Raw genomic sequence first — 19,260 nt, forward strand, 5'->3', positions numbered from 1 at the left:
GGCTCAATAATCGGGCTCTTCGCCGCCAAGCACCTGCCCGGCCTGCGCCGTCAGCCACGCCATCGCTGCCGCCCAGGGCTGGTGCCCGTGGCTGATCCGCGCCACGCCGAGGCTCGCCAGTTCCTTGTGTGTCGGGCCGCCCTTGCCGCGCAAGATGTTCACCGGCAGCGGCGAGGCGTCGCAGATCGCGCCGATGCATTTCGGATCGAGCAGGAAGGGCACGAAGAGCGACCCCGCCCCGGCATCGGCATAGGCGCGGGCGCGTTCGAGCGTCGCGGCGACCAGCGCTTCGCCGTCCCGCACGATATCGGCGCCGCGAAACACGTCGCAGCGCGCGTTGACGAAAAGGCCGGTGTCGGCGGCGGCGCGATAGCGCGCCTGCGCCTCCGCTATGGCAAGCAGCACGGTCTGGCCGGGCAGCCGGTCCTCCATGTTGATACCCGCCGCGCCCGCGGCCCGTGCGCGGTCGACCGAGGCGCCGACCGCCGTAGGATCGGCGCCATAGCCCGATTCCATGTCGATCGTGACGGGCAGGTCGGTGACCGACAGGATGCGCGCCAGATTTTCCAGCGCATCCTCCAGCGGAAAATCCTCGCCGTCATTCCGACCCTGGGCGCCCGCAACGCCATAGCTGCCCGTCGCGATGGCTTTGGCACCGGCGGCCCCAACGGCTTTGGCGCTGCCCGCGTCCCAGATGTTGACGAGGATCAGCGGGTCGCCGGGAACATGCAGCGCCTTGAATCGGGCAATCTTGTCGGACATCACACACTCTCCCGCTTGAGCAATTCTTCCTTGATCGGCAGGCCATAGGCATAGCCGCCGAGCGAGCCGTCGCTGCGCAGCACCCTGTGGCACGGAATGAGCACCGCGACGTTGTTCGCGCCATTGGCGCTCCCCGCGGCACGCACCGCCCTGGGCTTGCCGACCGCGGCGGCGATGTCGGCATAGCTGCGCGTCTCGCCCGCCGGAATCTTGCGCAATTCGCGCCACACGGCTTCCTGGAAGGCGGTGCCCTTCACGTCGAGCGGGATATGGTCGAAGCCGCCCGTCGGCGCCTCGACCGCATCGACGACCTGTTTCAGCAGTGCGGCGAAATCCGCGCCGCCCTCGACCAGCGTCGCCGCCGGAAAACGCTTTTCGAGCGCCTCGCGCCCTTCGGCGAAGCTCAGGCGGCACACGCCCTTGCCGGTCGCGGCGACGAGCATGTCGCCAAGGCTGGTCGGCACCACCGCCCAGTGGATCGTCGCACCCTTGCCGCCGTTCACCCAGACCGAAGCCGTCATGCCCATACGTCCCTCCATATTGTCGTAAAAACGCGACGGCCCCGAAAAGCCCGCGTCGTAGATCGCGTCGGTTACCCGGCCGCCGTCGCTCAGCGCAGCCCTCGCGCGTTCCTCGCGCAGCGCGCGGGCGTAGGCGGCGGGGGAGAGGCCGGTGTGGCGGGTGAAGACGCGCTGGAAATGCGTCGGCGAATAGCCGGTTCGCACCGCAAGGTCGGCGAGTGCGAGCGGCTCCTCGCTCGCCTTGATCGCGGCGATCGCGGCGAGCACTGCGCTTTCGTCGCGCGCGACATCGTCGGGCAGGCAGCGTTTGCACGGGCGCAGCCCGGTGGCCTGCGCCGCCGCGCCGTCGGCGAAGAAACGGACATTTTCACGCCTGGGATGGCGCGCGGCGCAGCTCGGGCGGCAATAGATGCCGGTGGTGAGTACGCCGGTGACGAAGCGTCCGTCCTGCGCCTTGTCGCGGCGCTTCACCGCGTCCCAGCGTTCGTCGTCGGTCATGGTGAACGCGTCCATGGCTCAATTCCTCGTCACGCGCGCGGCGAAGCAGCCATGCGCGGCATTATGCGCGTCGATATAGGATATGGCCGGGTCGGCGAACAGGTCGCGGATCGCGCCGTCGGCCTCGCCCGGCCCCGCGAGCCGCGCGCCCTGCAGCATGCCCGCGGCGTCGAAAGCGCGCAGCGCGAGCGGGCGGCCCTCGAACACCGGCGGAGTCCTGTCGGTGTAGGTCGCGGTTTCGACACCCTGCCGCACATAGATGGCATAGGCACTGCGATAGGGCGTATCGACGTCGTGGCTGACATGGTGGAACAGGATCAGCTCCTCGCCCGCGCGCGCATCGTCGAGGCTGACGCGGCAGGGGAAGCCGCGGTCGGCACCGGCGATGACGCGGCGGGCGCCGCGCGCCGCGAGGTCTGCGTCGCCCAGCGCGAACAGCGGGGCGAAGGGCGCGGGGTCGAGTCCGGTGATCTTGTACGTCATTTGGTCGTCCTTTCTCTTGGCCAGGCGCCTCCTGCCACGCCGCGATGCGGCGCGCGTCCCGATGCTTGCGTTCAAAGCGCGGAGCGGCCGGTCCGGGGTTGGATTGCAGACCGTCCTCTCTTTCCGTTCGTGTCGAGCGAAGTCGAGACACCCATCGGTAATGCGTACCTTCGGGGTGTCTCGACTTCGCTCGACACGAACGGAATTTATCGCTGATCCCAACGCTCTCCGGCACTGCTATCACCCGTTCCCCGACCTTCGCCGGGGGATCGGGTCGGATATGTCGGCCAACGCTGGAAACCCATCGTCGCGCCCCACAAGCCGTATCACTGTATTATTACATTGACACACTTGTGCCGATGCCGCAAACTGACCACCAAACCGGGAGTCGGCACCATGGCGACCATCGACGCAAGTCTTTCTTCGACATCGCCGTCGCGCCGGACCGACTGGCTCGCCCGCGCCGGGACCTTTTGTTACCTGACGATCGCGGCGGGGCAGTTGCTGTTCACCGCCTTCATCCTGCTCTTTTATTACACCGCGACACTGACCGGCAATTTCGCGGGGTGGAACGACAAGCCGCTGATCAAGGGCTTCGTGCCGGGCGATATCGCCGGCAACCTGTTCTTCGCGGTCCATGTGCTGATGGCGGCGGCGATCACGCTCGGCGGGCTGGTCCAGCTGATCCCCGCGATCCGCAGCCGCTGGCCCGCCGTGCATCGTTGGAACGGGCGGCTCTATCTGCTGAGCGCGCTGATCCTGTCGCTCGGCGGGCTGTGGATGACCTGGGGGCGCGGCACCTGGCTCAACCTGACGGGCGGGATCGGCATCACGCTCGACGCGCTGCTGATCCTCGGTTTCGCGGCGATGGCATGGGGCGCCGCGCGCCAACGGCGCTTCGCCGAGCACCGCCGCTGGGCGATCCGGCTGTTCGCCGTCGCGAGCGCGGTGTGGTTCATGCGCGTCGGTTATATGGCGTGGGGCATCGCGACCGGCGGCGCGGGCATCGGCAAGGCGATGGACGGGCCGTTCGACCTGTTCCTCGCCTTTGCCAATTCGCTGCTGCCGCTCGCCGTCGCCGAGCTCTATCTGCGCGCTGGATCGCACGGCACGCCGCTCGCCAGAAAGGGCGTCGCGGCGCTGCTATGCAGCCGGCGGTCTCGTCATCCTCAGCCGGCAGCGCGGGCGCATGGATGATCATGTGGAGCCCCTATCTCTAGCTTGCCTTCGCATCGCCAGCGGCTAGGTTCCGCGCCATGACCCGCCTCCTCGCGCTGCTGCTCGCCCTTCTCTCCGTCAGCCTGTCCGCGCGCGCCGCCGACGATATCAGCGCCGCGTCGCGCAGCGTCGTGCGCGTCGTCACCGTCGCGATGGTCGATGGCGAAGTGGTCGGTTTCGGCCATGGCAGCGGCATCGCCATCTCGCCCACCCGCATCGTCACCAACGCGCATGTCGTGGAATCGGCGGCGCGCTATCCCGACAATGTCGCGCTCGGCGTCGTCCCGTCGGAGGGACAGAAAAGCTATGCCGCCAAGCTGATCGCGATCGACACCAAGCGCGACCTGGCATTGATCGAGATGACCGAGGGGCGCGTTCCCGCCGCCGCCATCTATTCGGGGCCCTTCGAATCGGGCGCCGATGTGGTGGCATTGGGCTATCCGGGCAATGTCGACGCTGCGACGGCGCGCGGCGCGGGCGATTATATCACCCCGCGCACCCCGGTGCGCAGCGAAGGCAATCTGTCGAACACGCAGGGCGTCGACGGGGTCGCGATGCTCGTCCACACCGCCAAGATCGCGCGCGGCAATTCGGGCGGACCGCTGGTCGATGGCTGCGGCCGCATCGTCGGGATCAACAATGCGATGACGCGCGCCGACGATGGCGATTCGCCCTTTTCCTTTGCGATCACCAACCGCGAGCTGACGCGCTTCCTGACCGAAGCCGGACAGAATTACAGCAGCATCGGCACCCCCTGCCTGTCGCTGGCCGAGGCCGATGCGCGCGACCGCGCGGCGCTCGACGCCGATGCGCGCGCCAAGGCGGAGGCCAATGCGGCGAAGGACGAGGCGGCGGCGCTCGACCGCGAGCTGCGTGAAACCCGCGCCGACGAGGAAGCGCTGGCGGCGCGCGAGAATCGCATCGCGCTCGCCGGGGTGCTGTTCGTGATCGGCGCGCTTGCCGGCGGCGCGGGACTGATGTTCCATGGCCAGAGGAAGGAGCGCAACGCCAAGATCGCGGGCGGCGCGGGCGGGGCGCTGATTCTGGGCGCCGCGATCCTGTTCGTCACCCGCCCCAGCGCACACGCCGACCTGCCCGCCGACGCCAAGGCAAGCGTTGCCAATGCCGACCTGCCCCCGGCGCTCGCCGAGGGCGACCTGCTCTGCACCATCCGCCCCGACCGCAGCCGCATCACCGTGTCGGAAACCCCCGACGTGCCGGTGACGATCGGCAAACAGGGCTGCATCAACGGCCGCACACAATATGCGCAAGGCAGCGACGGCCGCTGGCAGCGCATCCTGGTGCCCAATGAGGAAGCGACGGTGACGATCGCGTCGATCGACGGCGCCGGGACCGACTATCGCGTCGACCGCTACTTGCTCGACGCCGAGACGATGGCGAAGGCGCGCCAGGTACGCGCCGGGGTCGAGATCAAGGGCTGCAGCGTCGCCCCCGACCAGCTCGCGGCCCTGGCGACGCAGCAGGATGCGATCCGCTCGGTGCTGCCGCCGTCGCCGAACGAGCGGCTGGTCTATTCCTGCCAGAAGGTCGCGAAGGGCGCGGCGATCATTCCGGCGGCGGCGCCCTGAACCGGCGGCCCGGCGGCATCGCTTCGGCTCAGGGCAGCGTCGCCACCCATTCGGCAAGCAGCCGCTGCGTGGCGTCGCCGTAAACCAGTTCATGCCCAGCACCCGGCACGATCATCAGCGCCGCGTCCGGGCGCGCCGCATGAAGCCGGCGCGCATTGGCGACCGGCACGACCCGGTCGCGGTCGCCGTGCAGCAGAAACACCGCACCGCTGACCGCGCCGAGCTTGTCCGCATTGGCGAACCGGTCGCGCACCAGCCGGCGCACCGGCAGCCAGCGGACATGGCTCGCCGCGACATCGGGCAGGCTGGAAAAGCCCGAGACGAGGATCAGCGCGGCGACCGGATGGCGCGCCGCCATTTCGGTCGCGGGGCCCGATCCGATCGAATTGCCGAACAGGATGATCTGCGACGGCGCGATCCCTTCCCGTGCGAGCCAGCCCAGCGCCGCTTCGCCGTCGCGATAGAGGCCGTCCTCGTCGGGCGACCCCGGATTGCCGCCATAGCCGCGATATTCGACGAGCAACACGCCATAGTCTTCGGCGGCAAGCCCGCGCGTCGCATGAGCCGCGCCCTCCAGACTGTCGCCATTGCCGTGGAAGAAGACGACCGTCCGCCGCCCCGGCTGTGCCGCGCGGTACAGGGCGGACAGCCGCAGGCCGTCGGACGTTTCGGTCCGGATCGCCCGGTAACCGGGCAACGCCTCCCGCGGATAATCACGCGGCACGGGATAGAAGAGGCTTTGCTGGTTGAAATAGAGCAGCGCGGCGGCAGCCGCGATGAACGCCGCGATGACAAGCGCGCCGAACAGGGCGACGCGCAGGATCGTCACCCCCCGCACGCCTTGAACAGCATCAGCGTGCGTTCGCGCGCGAGGTCGCTCGACGGTTCGTGATAATCCTTGCGGCGGTCGCTGTTGAAGCCGTGGTTGGCGTCGTAGACGAAGACCTGAGCGGTCGGATGCTCCTTCGCGATCAGCGCCTCGACACCCTCCATCGGGATGCCAGCATCGTAGCGGCCGAAATGGGCGATGGTCGCGCATAGCGGCGCTTCGTCGGCGAACTGGGTGGGGACGAGGCTGCCGTAATAGGCTGACGCTGCGGCGAGGTCGGGGCTGATCTGCGCCATCCGCCAGGCGACCGAACCGCCATAGCAATAGCCGGTGATGAAGACGGGGCCTTTCCCCTTGAGCGCGTCGATGCAGGTCTGCGTGTCTTTCAGGCTCTGCTCGAAGGGATGGAGCTTGCGAGCGAGGTCGACCGCGCGCTCGAACTCGGGGCCGGTATAGTCGCATTCGAACCCAGGATGCTCGCGGTCGAACAGCGCGGGGGCGAGCACTTCATAACCATCGGCGGCATATTCGTCGCAGAGGTCGCGGATATGGTCGGTGACCCCGAAGATTTCCTGGATCAGCACCAGCCCGCCGCGGCGTTCGCCGTCGGGCTGCACATGATAGACGGCGATTTCGGCGCCATCGTCCATCATCATCCGGATCATCTCGCCCATGAACCTTCCTCTCATCCGTTCGTGCAGAGCGTGTCGAAGCACCGCTCTTCTTTGCGATCATTGGAGAAAGAACGGCCCTCCGACAAGCTCGGAGCCTGCCCCCGCGAAGGCGGGGGGCAAACGGGAGCGGGAGCAGGGCAGGATTCACCCCACCCCCGCCTTGCATTGCGTCACAATCGTTGCTACGCGCGCCGCGACTTTGCAGCGGGGGTGTCTCTGGACGCCATGCAATCCGCGCAGCCATCCCCCCATGGGATCGTAGAGAAGGACTTTCGCGCGTGGAGAATTCCGGCGGCATTCAGGGCAACATCACGGCGGGCCTCGCGGGCCGCTATGCGGTCGCTTTGTTCGATCTGGCCCGCGAATCGAACGCGATCGACAGCGTCCAGAAAAGCCTGTCGGACCTGCGTGCGGGCCTGGCCGAATCGGCCGACCTGTCGGCGCTGATCGCAAGCCCCGTTGTCGGGCGCGGCGATGCCGCCAAGGCGGTCGCCGCCGTCGCCGAGGCGATGAAACTCGATTCGCTGACGGCCAAATTCCTCGGCGTGCTCGCAGAGAACCGCCGCCTCGCCGACCTGCCCAAGATGATCGACGCCTATGACGCGATCGTCGCCGACCATCGCGGCGAAGTGACCGCCAAGGTCACCAGCGCGCACCCGCTCACCGCCGATCAGTTAAAGACGCTGACAGCGAACCTCAAATCCCGTGTCGGGCGCGACGTGACCGTCGCGACGACCGTCGATCCCGCCATCCTCGGCGGCCTCGTCGTCCAGCTGGGCAGCCAGCTGATCGACGGCAGCATCCGTACCCGTCTCAATAGCTTCGCGACTGCGATGAAAGGCTGAATAATGGAAATCCGCGCCGCTGAAATCAGCAAGGTCATCAAGGACCAGATCGCCAATTTCGGGACCGACGCCACGGTCAGCGAAATCGGCTCGGTGCTCTCGGTCGGCGACGGCATCGCCCGCGTCCACGGCCTCGACAATGTCCAGGCCGGTGAAATGGTCGAATTCGCCAACGGCGTGCAGGGCATGGCGCTCAACCTCGAAGCCGACAACGTCGGTATCGTGATCTTCGGCTCGGACGCCGAGATCAAGGAAGGCGACACCGTCAAGCGCACCGGCACGATCGTCGACGTTCCCGTCGGCAAGGGCCTGCTCGGCCGCGTCGTCGATGGCCTCGGCAATCCGATCGACGGCAAGGGCCCGATCAAGGCCGACAAGCGCATGCGCGTCGAGGTGAAGGCGCCGGGCATCATCCCGCGTACGTCGGTGCACGAACCCGTCCAGACCGGCCTCAAGGCGCTCGACGCGCTGGTCCCCGTCGGCCGCGGCCAGCGCGAACTGATCATCGGCGACCGCCAGACCGGCAAGACCGCCGTCGCGATCGACACCTTCATCAACCAGAAGCAGGCGAACGCCGGCACCGACGAATCGAAGAAGCTCTATTGCATCTACGTCGCCGTCGGCCAGAAGCGTTCGACCGTCGCGCAGATCGTCCGCCAGCTCGAAGAAAATGGCGCGATGGAATATTCGATCGTCGTCGCCGCGACCGCGTCGGAGCCCGCTCCGCTGCAGTTCCTCGCGCCCTACACCGGCTGCACCATGGGCGAGTTCTTCCGCGACAACGGCATGCACGCCGTGATCGTCTATGACGATCTTTCGAAGCAGGCCGTCGCCTATCGCCAGATGTCGCTGCTGCTCCGCCGCCCGCCGGGCCGCGAAGCCTATCCCGGCGACGTCTTCTATCTGCACTCGCGTTTGCTCGAGCGCGCCGCGAAGATGAACGAGGACAATGGCGCGGGCTCGCTCACCGCGCTGCCGATCATCGAAACGCAGGCGGGCGACGTGTCGGCCTATATCCCGACCAACGTGATTTCGATCACCGATGGCCAGATCTTCCTCGAAACCAACCTGTTCAACGCCGGTATCCGCCCTGCGATCAACGTCGGCCTGTCGGTGTCGCGCGTCGGCTCGGCCGCGCAGACCAAGGCGATGAAGAAGGTGTCGGGCTCGATCAAGCTCGAGCTCGCGCAGTATCGCGAGATGGAAGCCTTCGCGCAGTTCGGTTCGGACCTCGACGCGTCGACGCAGAAGCTGCTGAACCGCGGCGCGCGCCTGACGCAGCTCTTGAAGCAGCCGCAGTTCCAGCCGATGCCGTTCGAGGAACAGACCGCATCGATCTTCGCCGGCACCAACGGCTATCTCGACGATGTCGCGACGACCGATGTGTCGCGCTATGAAGCGGCGATGCTCGCCTATCTGCGCAGCGACCATGGCGACGTGCTGAAGACGATCCGCGACACCAAGGACCTGGGCGACGATGCCAAGAAGGCTCTGGTCGCGGCGCTCGACGCTTTCGGCAAGATTTTCGCGTAAACACTTATCTTGTCATCCCCGCGAAAGCGGGGACCCAGTGCGACACAGCGCAAGCTATCCCTAGGTTCCCGCTTTCGCGGGAATGACAAAAAAGAGGAACCGACAGAGTGGCATCACTCAAGGAACTCAAAGGGCGGATCGTCTCGGTCAAATCGACCCAGAAGATCACCAAGGCCAAGAAGATGGTCGCCGCCGCCAAGCTGCGCAAGGCGCAGGCGGCCGCCGAGGCCGCGCGCCCTTACGCCGAGCGGCTCGAAGGCGTCGTCGCCAGCCTCGCGTCGAAGGTCGGCGCGTCGGATTCGGCGCCGAAGCTGCTGTCGGGCACCGGCAAGAGCGACACGCACCTGCTGGTCGTGCTCAACAGCGACCGCGGCCTCGCCGGCGCGTTCAACTCGAACATCGTCAAGGCGGCGCGCGACAAGGCGCTCGAACTGCAGGCCGAGGGCAAGAAGGTTCTCTTCTACCTCGTCGGCCGCAAGGGCCGTCCGGTGATCAGCCGTCTCTTTCCGGGCCAGATCATCGAGCAGTACGAGACCACCGGCATCCGCGACATCGGCTTCGAGCAGGCGAGCGACATCTCGGCGAAGGTGATGGAGCTTTACGAGGCCGGCGCCTTCGACGTCGCGCATCTCTTCTATTCGAAGTTCCGCTCGGCTTTGCTGCAGATCGCGACCGGCCAGCAGATGATCCCGGTCCCGCCGCCCGCCGACGTCCCCGCATCGAGCGGCGCCGCGGTCGAATATGAGCCCGACGAGGAGGCGATCCTCGCCGACCTGCTGCCGCGCAACGTCACCATCCAGATCTTCAAGGGTCTGCTGGAAAACGCCGCGTCCGAACAGGGCGCGTCGATGACCGCGATGGACAATGCGACGCGCAACGCGGGCGACCTGATCAACAAGCTGACCATCGTGTATAACCGCACGCGCCAGGCGGCGATCACCACCGAACTCATCGAAATCATCGCTGGCGCGGAAGCGCTGTAAGCTATCCCAGCAAGGAAGAAACCAATGGCAACCGCTCCCGCCCCCGAGAAGAAGGCCCCGGCCAAAAAGGCCGCTGCGCCCAAGAAGGCTGCTGCTCCGAAGGCCGCCGCGACGGCCAGCACCGCGACGGGCCGCGTCGCGCAGGTCATCGGCGCCGTCGTCGACGTCCAGTTCACCGGCGAACTGCCGGCGATCCTGAACGCGCTCGAAACCGACAATAACGGCAACCGCCTCGTCCTCGAAGTCGCGCAGCACCTCGGCGAGAACACGGTCCGCACGATCGCGATGGACGCGACCGACGGCCTGACCCGCGGCCAACCGGTGACCGACACCGGCGCGCAGATCTCGGTCCCCGTCGGCCCGCAGACGCTCGGCCGCATCCTCAACGTCATCGGCGAGCCGATCGACGAACGCGGTCCGGTCAACACCGACTTGCGCGCGCCGATCCATGCCAAGGCCCCCGAATTCGTGGACCAGTCGACCGAAGCCGCGATCCTCGTCACCGGCATCAAGGTCATCGACTTGATCGCGCCTTACGCCAAGGGCGGCAAGATCGGCCTGTTCGGCGGCGCCGGCGTCGGCAAGACCGTTCTCATCCAGGAACTGATCAACAACATCGCCAAGGGCCACGGCGGCGTGTCGGTGTTCGCGGGCGTCGGCGAACGCACCCGCGAAGGCAATGATCTCTACCACGAGTTCCTCGACGCCGGCGTTATCGCCAAGGACGCCGACGGCAACCCGACCCCGGAGGGCTCGAAGGTGGCGCTGGTGTTCGGCCAGATGAACGAACCCCGGGCGCCCGCGCCCGCGTCGCGCTCTCGGGCCTGACCATGGCCGAATATTTCCGCGACCAGGAAGGCCAGGACGTGCTCTTCTTCGTCGACAACATCTTCCGCTTCACCCAGGCGGGTTCGGAAGTGTCGGCGCTGCTCGGCCGTATTCCCTCGGCGGTGGGTTATCAGCCGACCCTGTCGACCGACATGGGCGCGCTGCAGGAACGCATCACTTCGACCACCAAGGGCTCGATCACCTCGGTGCAGGCCATCTACGTTCCCGCGGACGACTTGACCGACCCGGCGCCGGCGACCTCCTTCGCGCACCTCGATGCGACGACGACGCTGAGCCGCGCGATTTCGGAACTCGGCATCTACCCCGCGGTCGATCCGCTCGATTCGACCAGCCGCGTGCTGACCGCCGCGACCGTCGGCCAGGAGCATTACGAGACCGCCCGCCGCGTTCAGGAAACGCTGCAGAAGTACAAGTCGCTGCAGGACATCATCGCGATCCTCGGCATGGACGAGCTGTCGGAAGAGGACAAGCTGGTCGTCGCCCGCGCGCGCAAGATCCAGCGCTTCCTGTCGCAGCCGTTCCACGTCGCCGAAGTCTTCACCGGCATCCCCGGCAAGTTCGTTGCGATCGAGGACACGGTGAAGTCGTTCAAGGCGGTCGTCGACGGCGAATATGACCACCTCCCCGAAGCGGCCTTCTACATGGTCGGCGGCATCGACGAAGCGGTCGCCAAGGCCGCGAAGCTGGCCGAAGACGCGTAATTGCGTACCCCCTCCCCTTCAGGGGAGGGGCAGAGAGACTTGGTCCGGCATAGCCGGGCCTTTAGTCGAGCGGGGTAGGGCCGGCGGCCTTGCGCAAGCTCGACAGCCCCCACCCCAACCCCTCCCCTGAAGGGGAGAGGCTTTAGGACGAAGCCCATGGCTCTGAAGTTCGAACTCGTCACCCCCGCCCGCCTCGAAAGGTCGAGCGACGTCTATATGGTCACCGTACCGGGCAGCGAAGGCGACTTCTCGGTGCTCGAAGGTCATGCGCCCTTCATGGCGACGCTGCGCAACGGCCCGCTGACCATCTACGCTTCGCAGGGCGCCGCGCCCGAGACGGTCGAGGTCGAAGGCGGCTTTGCCGAGGTCAACGAGCAGGGTCTGACCGTGCTCGCCGAGCATGTGACCGCCGGCTGAATCGCCTACAAATGACGAATGGCAAAAGGGGGGCCGCGGCCTCCCTTTTCCTGTCTGGCGTCGTGACGGGAAATATTCGCGCAGAGGTGCAGAGGGCGTCGAGAATCTGGTTCACGCGGAGAGGAGGAGGCGCGGAGAGAAATGAGCAGGCGCGGCGTCGCCGCTTCTTTTATCTCGGCGTTCTCTGCGCCTCTGCGCGATTCATTCTTCTCCGCGTCTCCGCGCCTCCGCGTGAACCTAGCTTAAAACGCGCGCGGCCCGGCGCTGCGCCGCATTAGGAGAATGTCAAAGTTTCCGATCTATTCACCCTGTCGATTGGGGGTTCATCCGCTTCGGCTGCGACACACCCATGGATATGATTCGGAAGCAGGATATAGCAATGAGCGCATTCGGACGCCGACCCGGTACCGCAGGACGCCCCGCCTTTGGCGTGGCGAAGCCGATGCAGGGCGGGCCCGGCACGATGGCCGGGGGTGGTCAGTTCCCCGCGCTCGACACCGCTCCGCTCCCCGAATCATCGTTGCCGCTCAGCCCCGAAATGGAAGCAATGGAGCGGCTGAACCAGCGTTCGACCGCCGAGGCGATGGAGCCCGAAAAGGCGCAAGGGTTCGAAGCCAGCGTCCACAAGATCAAGGAACAGGTGCTGCCGCGCCTGCTCGAACGCGTCGACCCCGAAGCCGCGGCGACGCTGTCGAAGGACGAACTGACCGAGGAATTCCGTCCGATCATCCTCGAAGTGCTCGCCGAACTGCGCATCACGCTCAACCGCCGCGAACAGTTCGCGCTCGAAAAGGTGCTGGTCGACGAACTGCTCGGTTTCGGGCCGCTGGAAGAGCTTCTCGCCGATCCCGACATCAGCGACATCATGGTCAACGGCCCTTACCAGACCTATATCGAAAAGAAGGGGCAGCTGGTCATCGCCCCGATCCAGTTCCGCGACGAACAGCATCTGTTCCAGATCGCGCAGCGCATCTGCAACATGGTCGGCCGCCGCGTCGACCAGACCACACCGCTCGCCGACGCCCGCTTGAAGGACGGCAGCCGCGTCAACGTGATCGTGCCGCCGCTGAGCCTCCGTGGGACCGCCATCTCGATTCGTAAATTCTCAGCCAAGCCGATCACGCTCGACATGCTGTGCCAGTGGGGCGCGATGAGCCAAAAGATGTGCACCGCGCTGAAGATCGCGGGCGCCAGCCGCTTCAATATCGTCATCTCAGGCGGCACAGGCTCGGGCAAGACCACCATGCTCAACGCGCTGTCGAAGATGATCGACCCCGGCGAACGCGTGCTGACCATCGAGGACGCCGCCGAACTGCGTCTGCAGCAGCCGCACTGGCTGCCGCTCGAAACGCGCCCTGCGAACCTGGAAGGCAATGGCGCGATCCACATGGGCGACCTTGTGAAGAACGCGCTGCGTATGCGTCCCGACCGGATCATCATGGGTGAGGTCCGCGGCGCCGAATGTTTCGACCTCCTCGCCGCGATGAACACGGGTCACGACGGGTCGATGTGCACGCTCCACTCGAACAGCCCGCGCGAGTGCCTCGGCCGTATGGAGAATATGGTGCTGATGGGCGACATCAAGATTCCGAAGGAAGCGATCTCGAAGCAGATCGCCGATTCGGTCGACCTGATCGTCCAGATCAAGCGCCTGCGCGACGGTTCGCGGCGCGTCACCAATGTCACCGAGGTGATCGGCATGGAAGGCGACGTCATCGTCACCCAGGAATTGTTCAAGTTCGAATATCTGGACGAGGACAAGGACGGCAAGATCATCGGCGAATATCGCGCGATGGGCCTGCGCCCCTATACGCTGGAAAAGGCCCGCCAGTTCGGTTTCGACCAGCCCTTCCTCGAGGCCTGCCTCTAAACGAAGCCGCCGAGTGCTTTCCCGGCGAGGCCGGGAAACACCTTGCCCACCTTGCCGAGCAGATAATCGCCATAGGTGCCGCCCGCCTGATGCACGTCGACGCCGTCCCAGCGCGGCAATAGCCGCGTTGTCGCCGGGACAGGCAGCGGATCGACCGATGCCGCGAAATCGGGATCGTAGAAGAGCGGCCACGACAATCGCTCGCGCCCCGAAGCGTTGATCACCCGGTGCGGCGCCGAGCGGAAACGCCCGCGTGTCAGCCGTTCGAACATGTCGCCGATATTGACGACGAGCGCATGGCCGCGCGGCGGCACCGCGATCCAGCTCCCGTCGGCGGCGCGGACCTCCAGCCCGCCATGCGCATCCTGCCCGAGCAGGGTGAGCAGCCCGTAATCGCTATGCTCGCCGACGCCGAGATCGTCAGGCGCGCCATCCGGCGGATAGTGGAAGATGCGGAACAGCAAGGTCGGGCGCCGGGTGATGCCGGCCGCGAAATGGTCGGCCGGCAAGCCGAGCGCGAGCGCCATGCCGCGCATCAGCGCCTCCGCCGCCGCGACCGATGCCGCGAGATAATCCTCCACCGCCCCGCGCAGCGCAGGCAGGTCGCCGGGCCACAGATTGGCGCCGTGCAGCGGCCAGCCCGCCGCGACGCGCGGATCGTCCGGCCCCAACTCCTCGCCGAGATACAGCCCCTCCTTGCGGTCGGGCCGTCCCGAGGTGAGCTCGCCGCCGAGCGGGAACCAACCGCGCCAGGCCGTGCCGCCTTTCGCCATCGCGATCGCCGCCTTGTCGGCCTCGGGCAGCGCGAAAAAGGCATGGCCCGCCGCCTCCAGCCGGGCGAACAACGCATCGGGGATGCCATGACCCTCGGCGTAGAAGAAACCGTACTCGGCGCTCGCCGCACCGATCGCGGCGGCAGTGCGCTCCACCGCGACGGCATCGTCCATCGCCAGCAGCGGGCCGATGTCGATGACGGGCAGCGATGTCACAGGCGCATCCCGAGCCAGATGACCGCCTCGGTCGAAGCGGACACGATCGGAGCGATCACCGCCGACCAGGCGCGGCTTTTCCCCAGTTGATCGACTGACCGATCATGATGTTCCTGTTCCTCGGCAACGATGGCGCGAAGAGTCGCCACGGCAGCCGCATCGCGGCCGTCGAGCATGGCGATCTGCTGGTGCATATGCCGCAGTACGACGCGTTCGATCGCCACCGTCGTTGCGGCAATGGCGCCGGCTCCCGCCAGACCCGTCAGCGTGCCGAGTACGAATCCACCGATGCCGCACAGATGATAGCTGCGGCACCGCCGACGTCCGCGGCGTTCCAGTTCGGCCCCGAACAGCGCGCGATGACCGCGCTCATGCTCAAGGAACTCGTCAAGCTCGGTACGCATGGCGGGCGCCGTCCACCGGGCCAGCCAGTGCTGCGCCCGATAGATGCAGATGGCACCATGCTCGCCCGCATGGTCGACCTTGATCACCCGGTCTCCCAGCGATTCGTCCTGATCCAGACGCGCGGCCAGCATCATCCGCGCAGCAGCCAGAAAGCGAAGGCAAAGAGCGCCACGCCCGCCGACGCGAGCGCGATGCCGCGCCAGGGCATGAAACCGACCTTGTCGACGTCGCGGCGGTGGTCGCGGCGCCACCCGGCATATTCGGCGACGGCGAACAGGATGACCGCGCCGATGCTCACCGACAGCAAGGACACTTGCATCCGACCCATTCCCTTCGCACTATGACCGTCCCCCCAACCGGGCTAGGCCCGACCGGCCCGATCCCCGAGAGAGGCCCCGATATGCGTCATTTCCATGCGGTTGCAAGTGCAGCGCTGATCGCCGTTGCCGCGTGCAGCGCCCCTGCGTCCGACGCGACCGCCGGCGAAGCCGCGGCCAGGCCCGGCGATGCGATCGCCGCCGCGGTCGCGGCGCCCACTCGCACGCTCGGCCAATGTCGCACGCGACCAATATCGCCACCCCGCCGAGACGCTCGCCTTTTTCGGCGTGAAGCCGGGCGATACGGTCGTTGAACTGTGGCCCGGTGGCGGCTGGTACACCGAAATCCTTGCCCCGCTCAGCAAGGCGGGCGGCGGCACTCTCTATGTCGCGGCGCCGTGGGACAAGGGTCTCGATCGCGTCAAGGACAGGCAGGCGGCGGATGCCGCCACCTATGGCGCGCTGAAATTCTCCGAATTCCCGGCCGCCTAGCACCAATCCCAAGGTCCCCGACGGCAGCGCCGATGTCGTGCTGACCTTTCGCAACGTCCACAACTGGCGTTTCGACGGCAAGGACAACACCGCCGACGCCTTCCGGCAGATTTATGCGATGCTCAAGCCCGGCGGCGTGCTGGGCGTCGAGGAACATCGGCTGGACGAGAGTGACGACCCCGCGAAGGAGGAGAAATCGGGCTATATGAAGGAAAGCTCGATCATCGCCTTTGCCGAGGCGGCGGGTTTCAAGCTGGCTCGACAAGAGCGAAATCAATGCCAACCCGAAAGATACGAAGGATTATCCCAAGGGCGTCTGGACATTGCCGCCTTCCCTGCGCGAGGGCGAGGTTGACCGAGCCAAATATCTGGCGATCGGCGAATCGGATCGCATGACGCTGAAATTCGTGAAGCTCAGCGCTCTGAAACACATCGAGACCATCGACCCGGCGCTGCTGCTCAGCGCCTATGCCCAAGGGCTGTTCCCGATGGCCGACGCGGCGGACGACCCGTCGGTCCATTGGGTCGAACCGCGGCTGCGCGCGATTCTGCCGCTCGACGGCTTCCACCTGTCGCGCAGCCTGAAAAAAATCATCGTCGGCGAGCGGTTCCACGTCACCACCGACCGCGCCTTTGCCGATATGGTCGCGCTGTGTGCCGAGCCCGCCGACGACCGGCCCACGACCTGGATCAACCCGGTCATCAAGGCGAGCTATGACCGGCTGTTCCGCCTCGGCCATGCGCACAGCGTCGAATGCTGGCAACGGGGCGAGCTGGTGGGCGGGCTTTATGGTGTGACATTGGGCCGCGCCTTTTTCGGCGAATCGATGGTCAGCCGGGCGCGCGACGCATCGAAGGTCGCGCTGGCGCATCTCGTCGCGCGATTGCGCGCGGGCGGCTGGCGGCTGCTCGACTGCCAGTTCATCACCCCGCATCTCGCATCCCTGGGGGCGATCGAAATCCCGCAGCGCGATTATCTGGCGCGGCTTTATTCGGTGTTGTCGGGTGGCGGCGCCGACGGTGCGGCCTTGGGGGCAGGCGCCGGCGTTTCGGGCGTGCCTTCGCCGCCGTTCGTCGCGGGCGACTGGGGCGCGCTCGATGCCTTGAGTGCCGCAGCCTTGGGCGCGGAGCGCGCGACGGGTTCGCCGCCCGGATATGTCATCGCACAGCTTTTGACGAACACGTCATAGATCGGGTGCTGGATGATATTGCGCTCGGGCCGCTCGCGAAAGATCCAGCCCGAAAAGACGCGATACCATTTGTCGTCGCGCTGATCCTGCACGGTCAGCTGGACGAAGGCGCCGGTTTCGGGCGGGTCCTCCCACGGCGCGGTCTGTTCGCAGGCGCGCAGGCGCACGATCGCGCGGCCGACGCGCGCGGTGTCGCCGGGCTTCATCTCGAGCTCGCGGACCAGCCCGTTGCGCTTGTTGAGCAGGCCGACGACGGCAATGCGTTCGGCCATCGGGGTCGCGCCCTCGATCCCGCCGACTTCGGCCGGCACGCGTTCGGACTTGGCGACCGTCTGCACCGTGGCGCTGCCATTGCCTTTTTTCGCCCCGCGGTCGCAGGCGGTCAGCGCCGTCGCGGCCAGAAGCGCCATCAGCGCGGTCGGAATCGGGCGGGGCGCCATGAAGCTTACTCGGCGCCGGGGCGCCACGCCTCGTAATCGCCGGTTGCGGCGGCGCGTCGGCCGCCGCGTTCGAGCGCCCCCTCCGGGCGATAGGCGTCACCGGTACCGGTCAGGTTCGCCGTCGCTTCCCGCTCCCACGCGCGCGGCGCGGGCAGGGCGTCCTGGGGCAATTCGTCGAGCGTGCCGTGCAGCCAGCCGTGCCATTCGGGCGGTACCCGGCTGGCGTCGTTCGATCCGTTGTAGAGCACCCAGCGGCGGTTGCCCTTGCGCGCGCGGAAATAGCGGTTACCGAGAGCGTCCTCGCCGACCTTTTCGCCGTTTGCCCAACTGTTCAGCAGCGTGCCGAGGGTCGCGCCGTCCCACCAAGTGAAAATCTTGCCTAAAATGCCCATGGCCGCGCGTTTACAGGCATCGGGGCGCGTTTCGCAAGCGCCAATGGCGGCGCGGGCGCCCGATCATTTGTCATTCCAGGTCACGGTCGCATTTTCGTCGATGCCGAGCTTCGCCGCCGTGCCGCCCGCGAGTTCGAGTACCGCGCTCACCTCGCCGCCGCTGACCACCGGCTCGAGGTTTTCGGGGATGGTATTCTCGGCGATGCGGTCGATGCTGCCGTCGGTGCGGATGAAGACCATGTCGAGCGGGATCAGCGTGTTCTTCATCCAGAAGCTGGCGTATCGGGGCTTGGCGAAGGGAAAGAGCATGCCGCCCTTTTCGGGCAGGCTGGTGCGGAACATCAGTCCCTTTTCCTGCTCCTCGGGCGTGCGCGCGACCTCGACGGTAAAGACATGGGTCTTGTCGGGCGCCTTGATCGTGACCGGAATCGTCGCCGGGCGCGCGGCATCCGAATCGCCGCAACTCGCGACCGGCAATGCCATCGCAAGAGCGACAGCGGTCATCCACGCACGCATCGGCCACATCCTTTCGCCGCCCCGGAAAGCCCGCTCCTAATCGAGCCCCGCCTCCTCGTCCAGCGCGGCCAGATCGCCCGGCGCGGCCGCAAGGATTCGCCGCGCGAGGGCAAGCGAATGGCCGGCGCGGGCAAAGGCCGCAACCTGCCGCTCGCGCTGTGCGGGATCGGTCGCCGCGGCGGCTGCATAGGGGCCGAATCGGCGGCGGCGCGCGAAGCCGAGCGCGGCGGACAGCGCCGCACCCTCGGCGGCCTCGACAGCCTCGCCCGAATCGGCGGCGTCGATACCATCGACCCAGAGTTGCGCCTTGACCCGCCGCACGCCCAGCCCGCGCCGCGTCATCGCGGCGCCCCGCATTGCCGCATAGTGCCGGTCGTCGACGAAGCCGAGCCGTTCCATTTTCGCGACGACCGCTTCGCACGCCGTCGCTGGATCGGCCGGATCCGTCCAATCGGATTCGCCGAGCTTGCGTGCCAGATAGCGCGCCAATTTGGCCCGGCTGGTCGCGAAGCGCGCGACATAGGCCAGCGCCAGCTCGTCGAGCCGCGCCGCATCGAGGGGCTTTCTGGCCCGGCCGGATCGCGCCGCGCTTTTGACCATGCCATGTTTATGCCACAGTCGGGCCCGATTGAGAACGACCAGCGCCGCCATATCGGGCATCAATGCCTGAAAACAGGCGATTTGTTCCAACGATAAAGGGATCGCGCAGCACGTATGGCCCAGAAAGATGACATGCTTGTTGCCGCG

General features: G+C 66.8%; 19 protein-coding genes and 3 pseudogenes. 10 read left to right on the forward strand and 12 right to left on the reverse strand.

The window, feature by feature from the left end; translation table 11 throughout:
• Nucleotides 1-3: 3 nt before the first annotated feature.
• The 3 genes from N0A20_RS18960 to N0A20_RS18970 are packed head-to-tail and all read right to left on the reverse strand — an operon-like array spanning nt 4 to nt 2,264.
• Nucleotides 4-762, reverse strand: coding sequence for an isocitrate lyase/phosphoenolpyruvate mutase family protein (locus N0A20_RS18960; protein WP_260581820.1), 759 nt, complete (start codon nt 760-762; stop codon nt 4-6).
• Nucleotides 762-1,796, reverse strand: a complete 1,035-nt coding sequence (gene ada / locus N0A20_RS18965; RefSeq protein ID WP_260581821.1) for a bifunctional DNA-binding transcriptional regulator/O6-methylguanine-DNA methyltransferase Ada — start codon at nt 1,794-1,796, stop codon at nt 762-764. Before ada ends, N0A20_RS18960 begins: the two co-directional genes overlap by 1 nt.
• Before the next feature lie 3 nt (nt 1,797-1,799).
• Nucleotides 1,800-2,264, reverse strand: coding sequence for a DUF1203 domain-containing protein (locus N0A20_RS18970; protein ID WP_260581822.1), 465 nt, complete (start codon nt 2,262-2,264; stop codon nt 1,800-1,802).
• 396 nt (nt 2,265-2,660) lie between these two features.
• On the opposite strand from N0A20_RS18970, the gene N0A20_RS18975 reads away from it, so the two are divergent.
• Nucleotides 2,661-3,461, forward strand: coding sequence for a DUF2306 domain-containing protein (locus N0A20_RS18975; RefSeq protein WP_260581823.1), 801 nt, complete (start codon nt 2,661-2,663; stop codon nt 3,459-3,461).
• Between the two features lie 59 nt (nt 3,462-3,520).
• Nucleotides 3,521-5,071: a S1C family serine protease gene (locus N0A20_RS18980; RefSeq protein WP_260581824.1), complete on the forward strand. Its 1,551-nt coding sequence runs from the start codon at nt 3,521-3,523 to the stop codon at nt 5,069-5,071.
• 28 nt (nt 5,072-5,099) lie between these two features.
• On the opposite strand, the gene N0A20_RS18985 is transcribed toward N0A20_RS18980, so the two are convergent.
• Nucleotides 5,100-5,900 (reverse strand): alpha/beta hydrolase, encoded by an 801-nt coding sequence (locus tag N0A20_RS18985; protein WP_260581825.1) that lies wholly within the window; start codon nt 5,898-5,900, stop codon nt 5,100-5,102.
• Complete coding sequence (locus tag N0A20_RS18990; protein ID WP_260581826.1) at nt 5,897-6,574, reverse strand: dienelactone hydrolase family protein; 678 nt, start codon at nt 6,572-6,574, stop codon at nt 5,897-5,899. Before N0A20_RS18990 ends, N0A20_RS18985 begins: the two co-directional genes overlap by 4 nt.
• Nucleotides 6,575-6,852: 278 nt before the next feature.
• On the opposite strand from N0A20_RS18990, the gene N0A20_RS18995 reads away from it, so the two are divergent.
• From N0A20_RS18995 to N0A20_RS19020, 6 genes and pseudogenes are all read left to right on the forward strand, one after another.
• Nucleotides 6,853-7,419 carry a F0F1 ATP synthase subunit delta gene (locus N0A20_RS18995; RefSeq protein ID WP_260581827.1) on the forward strand — a complete coding sequence of 189 codons (567 nt, stop codon included), beginning with the start codon at nt 6,853-6,855 and terminating at the stop codon, nt 7,417-7,419.
• A gap of 3 nt (nt 7,420-7,422) precedes the next feature.
• Nucleotides 7,423-8,952: a F0F1 ATP synthase subunit alpha gene (atpA, locus tag N0A20_RS19000; protein ID WP_260581828.1), complete on the forward strand. Its 1,530-nt coding sequence runs from the start codon at nt 7,423-7,425 to the stop codon at nt 8,950-8,952.
• Nucleotides 8,953-9,059: 107 nt separating this feature from the next.
• Entirely contained in the window at nt 9,060-9,935 is an 876-nt protein-coding gene (locus N0A20_RS19005) for a F0F1 ATP synthase subunit gamma (RefSeq protein WP_260581829.1), read from the forward strand.
• Between the two features lie 24 nt (nt 9,936-9,959).
• Nucleotides 9,960-11,485 (forward strand): annotated as a pseudogene (gene atpD, locus N0A20_RS19010) (F0F1 ATP synthase subunit beta).
• Nucleotides 11,486-11,641: 156 nt separating this feature from the next.
• A complete protein-coding gene (locus tag N0A20_RS19015) occupies nt 11,642-11,902 on the forward strand; it encodes an ATP synthase F1 subunit epsilon (protein WP_260581830.1) in 261 nt (86 codons plus the stop codon).
• A 379-nt stretch (nt 11,903-12,281) separates the two neighbouring features.
• The gene (locus N0A20_RS19020) at nt 12,282-13,772 is read left to right on the forward strand and encodes a CpaF family protein (RefSeq protein WP_260581831.1); all 1,491 of its coding nucleotides are present in this window, start codon (nt 12,282-12,284) and stop codon (nt 13,770-13,772) included.
• On the opposite strand, the gene N0A20_RS19025 is transcribed toward N0A20_RS19020, so the two are convergent.
• Genes N0A20_RS19025 through N0A20_RS19035 form a run of 3 tightly spaced genes read right to left on the reverse strand, consistent with a single transcriptional unit; the run spans nt 13,769 to nt 15,485 of the window.
• Nucleotides 13,769-14,761, reverse strand: a complete 993-nt coding sequence (locus tag N0A20_RS19025; protein WP_260581832.1) for an isopenicillin N synthase family dioxygenase — start codon at nt 14,759-14,761, stop codon at nt 13,769-13,771. The two genes, N0A20_RS19020 and N0A20_RS19025, sit on opposite strands and share 4 nt — an antisense overlap.
• Nucleotides 14,758-15,300 carry a demethoxyubiquinone hydroxylase family protein gene (locus tag N0A20_RS19030; RefSeq protein ID WP_260581833.1) on the reverse strand — a complete coding sequence of 181 codons (543 nt, stop codon included), beginning with the start codon at nt 15,298-15,300 and terminating at the stop codon, nt 14,758-14,760. Before N0A20_RS19030 ends, N0A20_RS19025 begins: the two co-directional genes overlap by 4 nt.
• On the reverse strand, nt 15,297-15,485 hold the full coding sequence (locus tag N0A20_RS19035; protein WP_260581834.1) for a hypothetical protein: 189 nt from the start codon (nt 15,483-15,485) through the stop codon (nt 15,297-15,299). The genes N0A20_RS19030 and N0A20_RS19035 overlap by 4 nt, the downstream gene beginning before the upstream one ends.
• A gap of 81 nt (nt 15,486-15,566) precedes the next feature.
• Here N0A20_RS19035 and N0A20_RS20875 point away from each other — a divergent pair.
• Nucleotides 15,567-16,388: pseudogene (locus tag N0A20_RS20875) on the forward strand (class I SAM-dependent methyltransferase); the annotation flags it as partial.
• Between the two features lie 18 nt (nt 16,389-16,406).
• Complete coding sequence (gene aat, locus N0A20_RS19050) at nt 16,407-17,165, forward strand: leucyl/phenylalanyl-tRNA--protein transferase (RefSeq protein WP_260583960.1); 759 nt, start codon at nt 16,407-16,409, stop codon at nt 17,163-17,165.
• Between the two features lie 35 nt (nt 17,166-17,200).
• Here aat and N0A20_RS20330 read toward each other — a convergent pair.
• The 4 genes and pseudogenes from N0A20_RS20330 to N0A20_RS19070 form a co-directional block, all read right to left on the reverse strand.
• Nucleotides 17,201-17,605: pseudogene (locus N0A20_RS20330) on the reverse strand (DUF2155 domain-containing protein); the annotation flags it as partial.
• A gap of 5 nt (nt 17,606-17,610) precedes the next feature.
• Complete coding sequence (locus N0A20_RS19060; protein ID WP_260581837.1) at nt 17,611-17,997, reverse strand: NADH:ubiquinone oxidoreductase subunit NDUFA12; 387 nt, start codon at nt 17,995-17,997, stop codon at nt 17,611-17,613.
• A gap of 63 nt (nt 17,998-18,060) precedes the next feature.
• Complete coding sequence (locus N0A20_RS19065; RefSeq protein WP_260581838.1) at nt 18,061-18,501, reverse strand: DUF192 domain-containing protein; 441 nt, start codon at nt 18,499-18,501, stop codon at nt 18,061-18,063.
• 48 nt (nt 18,502-18,549) lie between these two features.
• Entirely contained in the window at nt 18,550-19,113 is a 564-nt protein-coding gene (locus N0A20_RS19070; protein ID WP_260581839.1) for a RecX family transcriptional regulator, read from the reverse strand.
• Between the last annotated feature and the right edge of the window lie 147 nt (nt 19,114-19,260).

It is taken from the genome of Sphingopyxis sp. PET50, assembly GCF_025244705.1.
Taxonomy (GTDB): domain Bacteria; phylum Pseudomonadota; class Alphaproteobacteria; order Sphingomonadales; family Sphingomonadaceae; genus Sphingopyxis.

Bases quoted from the DNA above. Each gene is read 5' to 3' on its own strand.
- N0A20_RS18960 (WP_260581820.1), bottom strand. From the start codon at position 762: ATGTCCGACAAGATTGCCCGATTCAAGGCGCTGCATGTTCCCGGCGAC.
- ada (WP_260581821.1), bottom strand. From the start codon at position 1,796: ATGGACGCGTTCACCATGACCGACGACGAACGCTGGGACGCGGTGAAG.
- N0A20_RS18970 (WP_260581822.1), bottom strand. From the start codon at position 2,264: ATGACGTACAAGATCACCGGACTCGACCCCGCGCCCTTCGCCCCGCTG.
- N0A20_RS18975 (WP_260581823.1), top strand. From the start codon at position 2,661: ATGGCGACCATCGACGCAAGTCTTTCTTCGACATCGCCGTCGCGCCGG.
- N0A20_RS18980 (WP_260581824.1), top strand. From the start codon at position 3,521: ATGACCCGCCTCCTCGCGCTGCTGCTCGCCCTTCTCTCCGTCAGCCTG.
- N0A20_RS18990 (WP_260581826.1), bottom strand. From the start codon at position 6,574: ATGGGCGAGATGATCCGGATGATGATGGACGATGGCGCCGAAATCGCC.
- atpA (WP_260581828.1), top strand. From the start codon at position 7,423: ATGGAAATCCGCGCCGCTGAAATCAGCAAGGTCATCAAGGACCAGATC.
- N0A20_RS19015 (WP_260581830.1), top strand. From the start codon at position 11,642: ATGGCTCTGAAGTTCGAACTCGTCACCCCCGCCCGCCTCGAAAGGTCG.
- N0A20_RS19020 (WP_260581831.1), top strand. From the start codon at position 12,282: ATGAGCGCATTCGGACGCCGACCCGGTACCGCAGGACGCCCCGCCTTT.
- N0A20_RS19030 (WP_260581833.1), bottom strand. From the start codon at position 15,300: ATGATGCTGGCCGCGCGTCTGGATCAGGACGAATCGCTGGGAGACCGG.
- N0A20_RS19035 (WP_260581834.1), bottom strand. From the start codon at position 15,485: ATGCAAGTGTCCTTGCTGTCGGTGAGCATCGGCGCGGTCATCCTGTTC.
- N0A20_RS19060 (WP_260581837.1), bottom strand. From the start codon at position 17,997: ATGGGCATTTTAGGCAAGATTTTCACTTGGTGGGACGGCGCGACCCTC.
- N0A20_RS19065 (WP_260581838.1), bottom strand. From the start codon at position 18,501: ATGACCGCTGTCGCTCTTGCGATGGCATTGCCGGTCGCGAGTTGCGGC.
- N0A20_RS19070 (WP_260581839.1), bottom strand. From the start codon at position 19,113: ATGGTCAAAAGCGCGGCGCGATCCGGCCGGGCCAGAAAGCCCCTCGAT.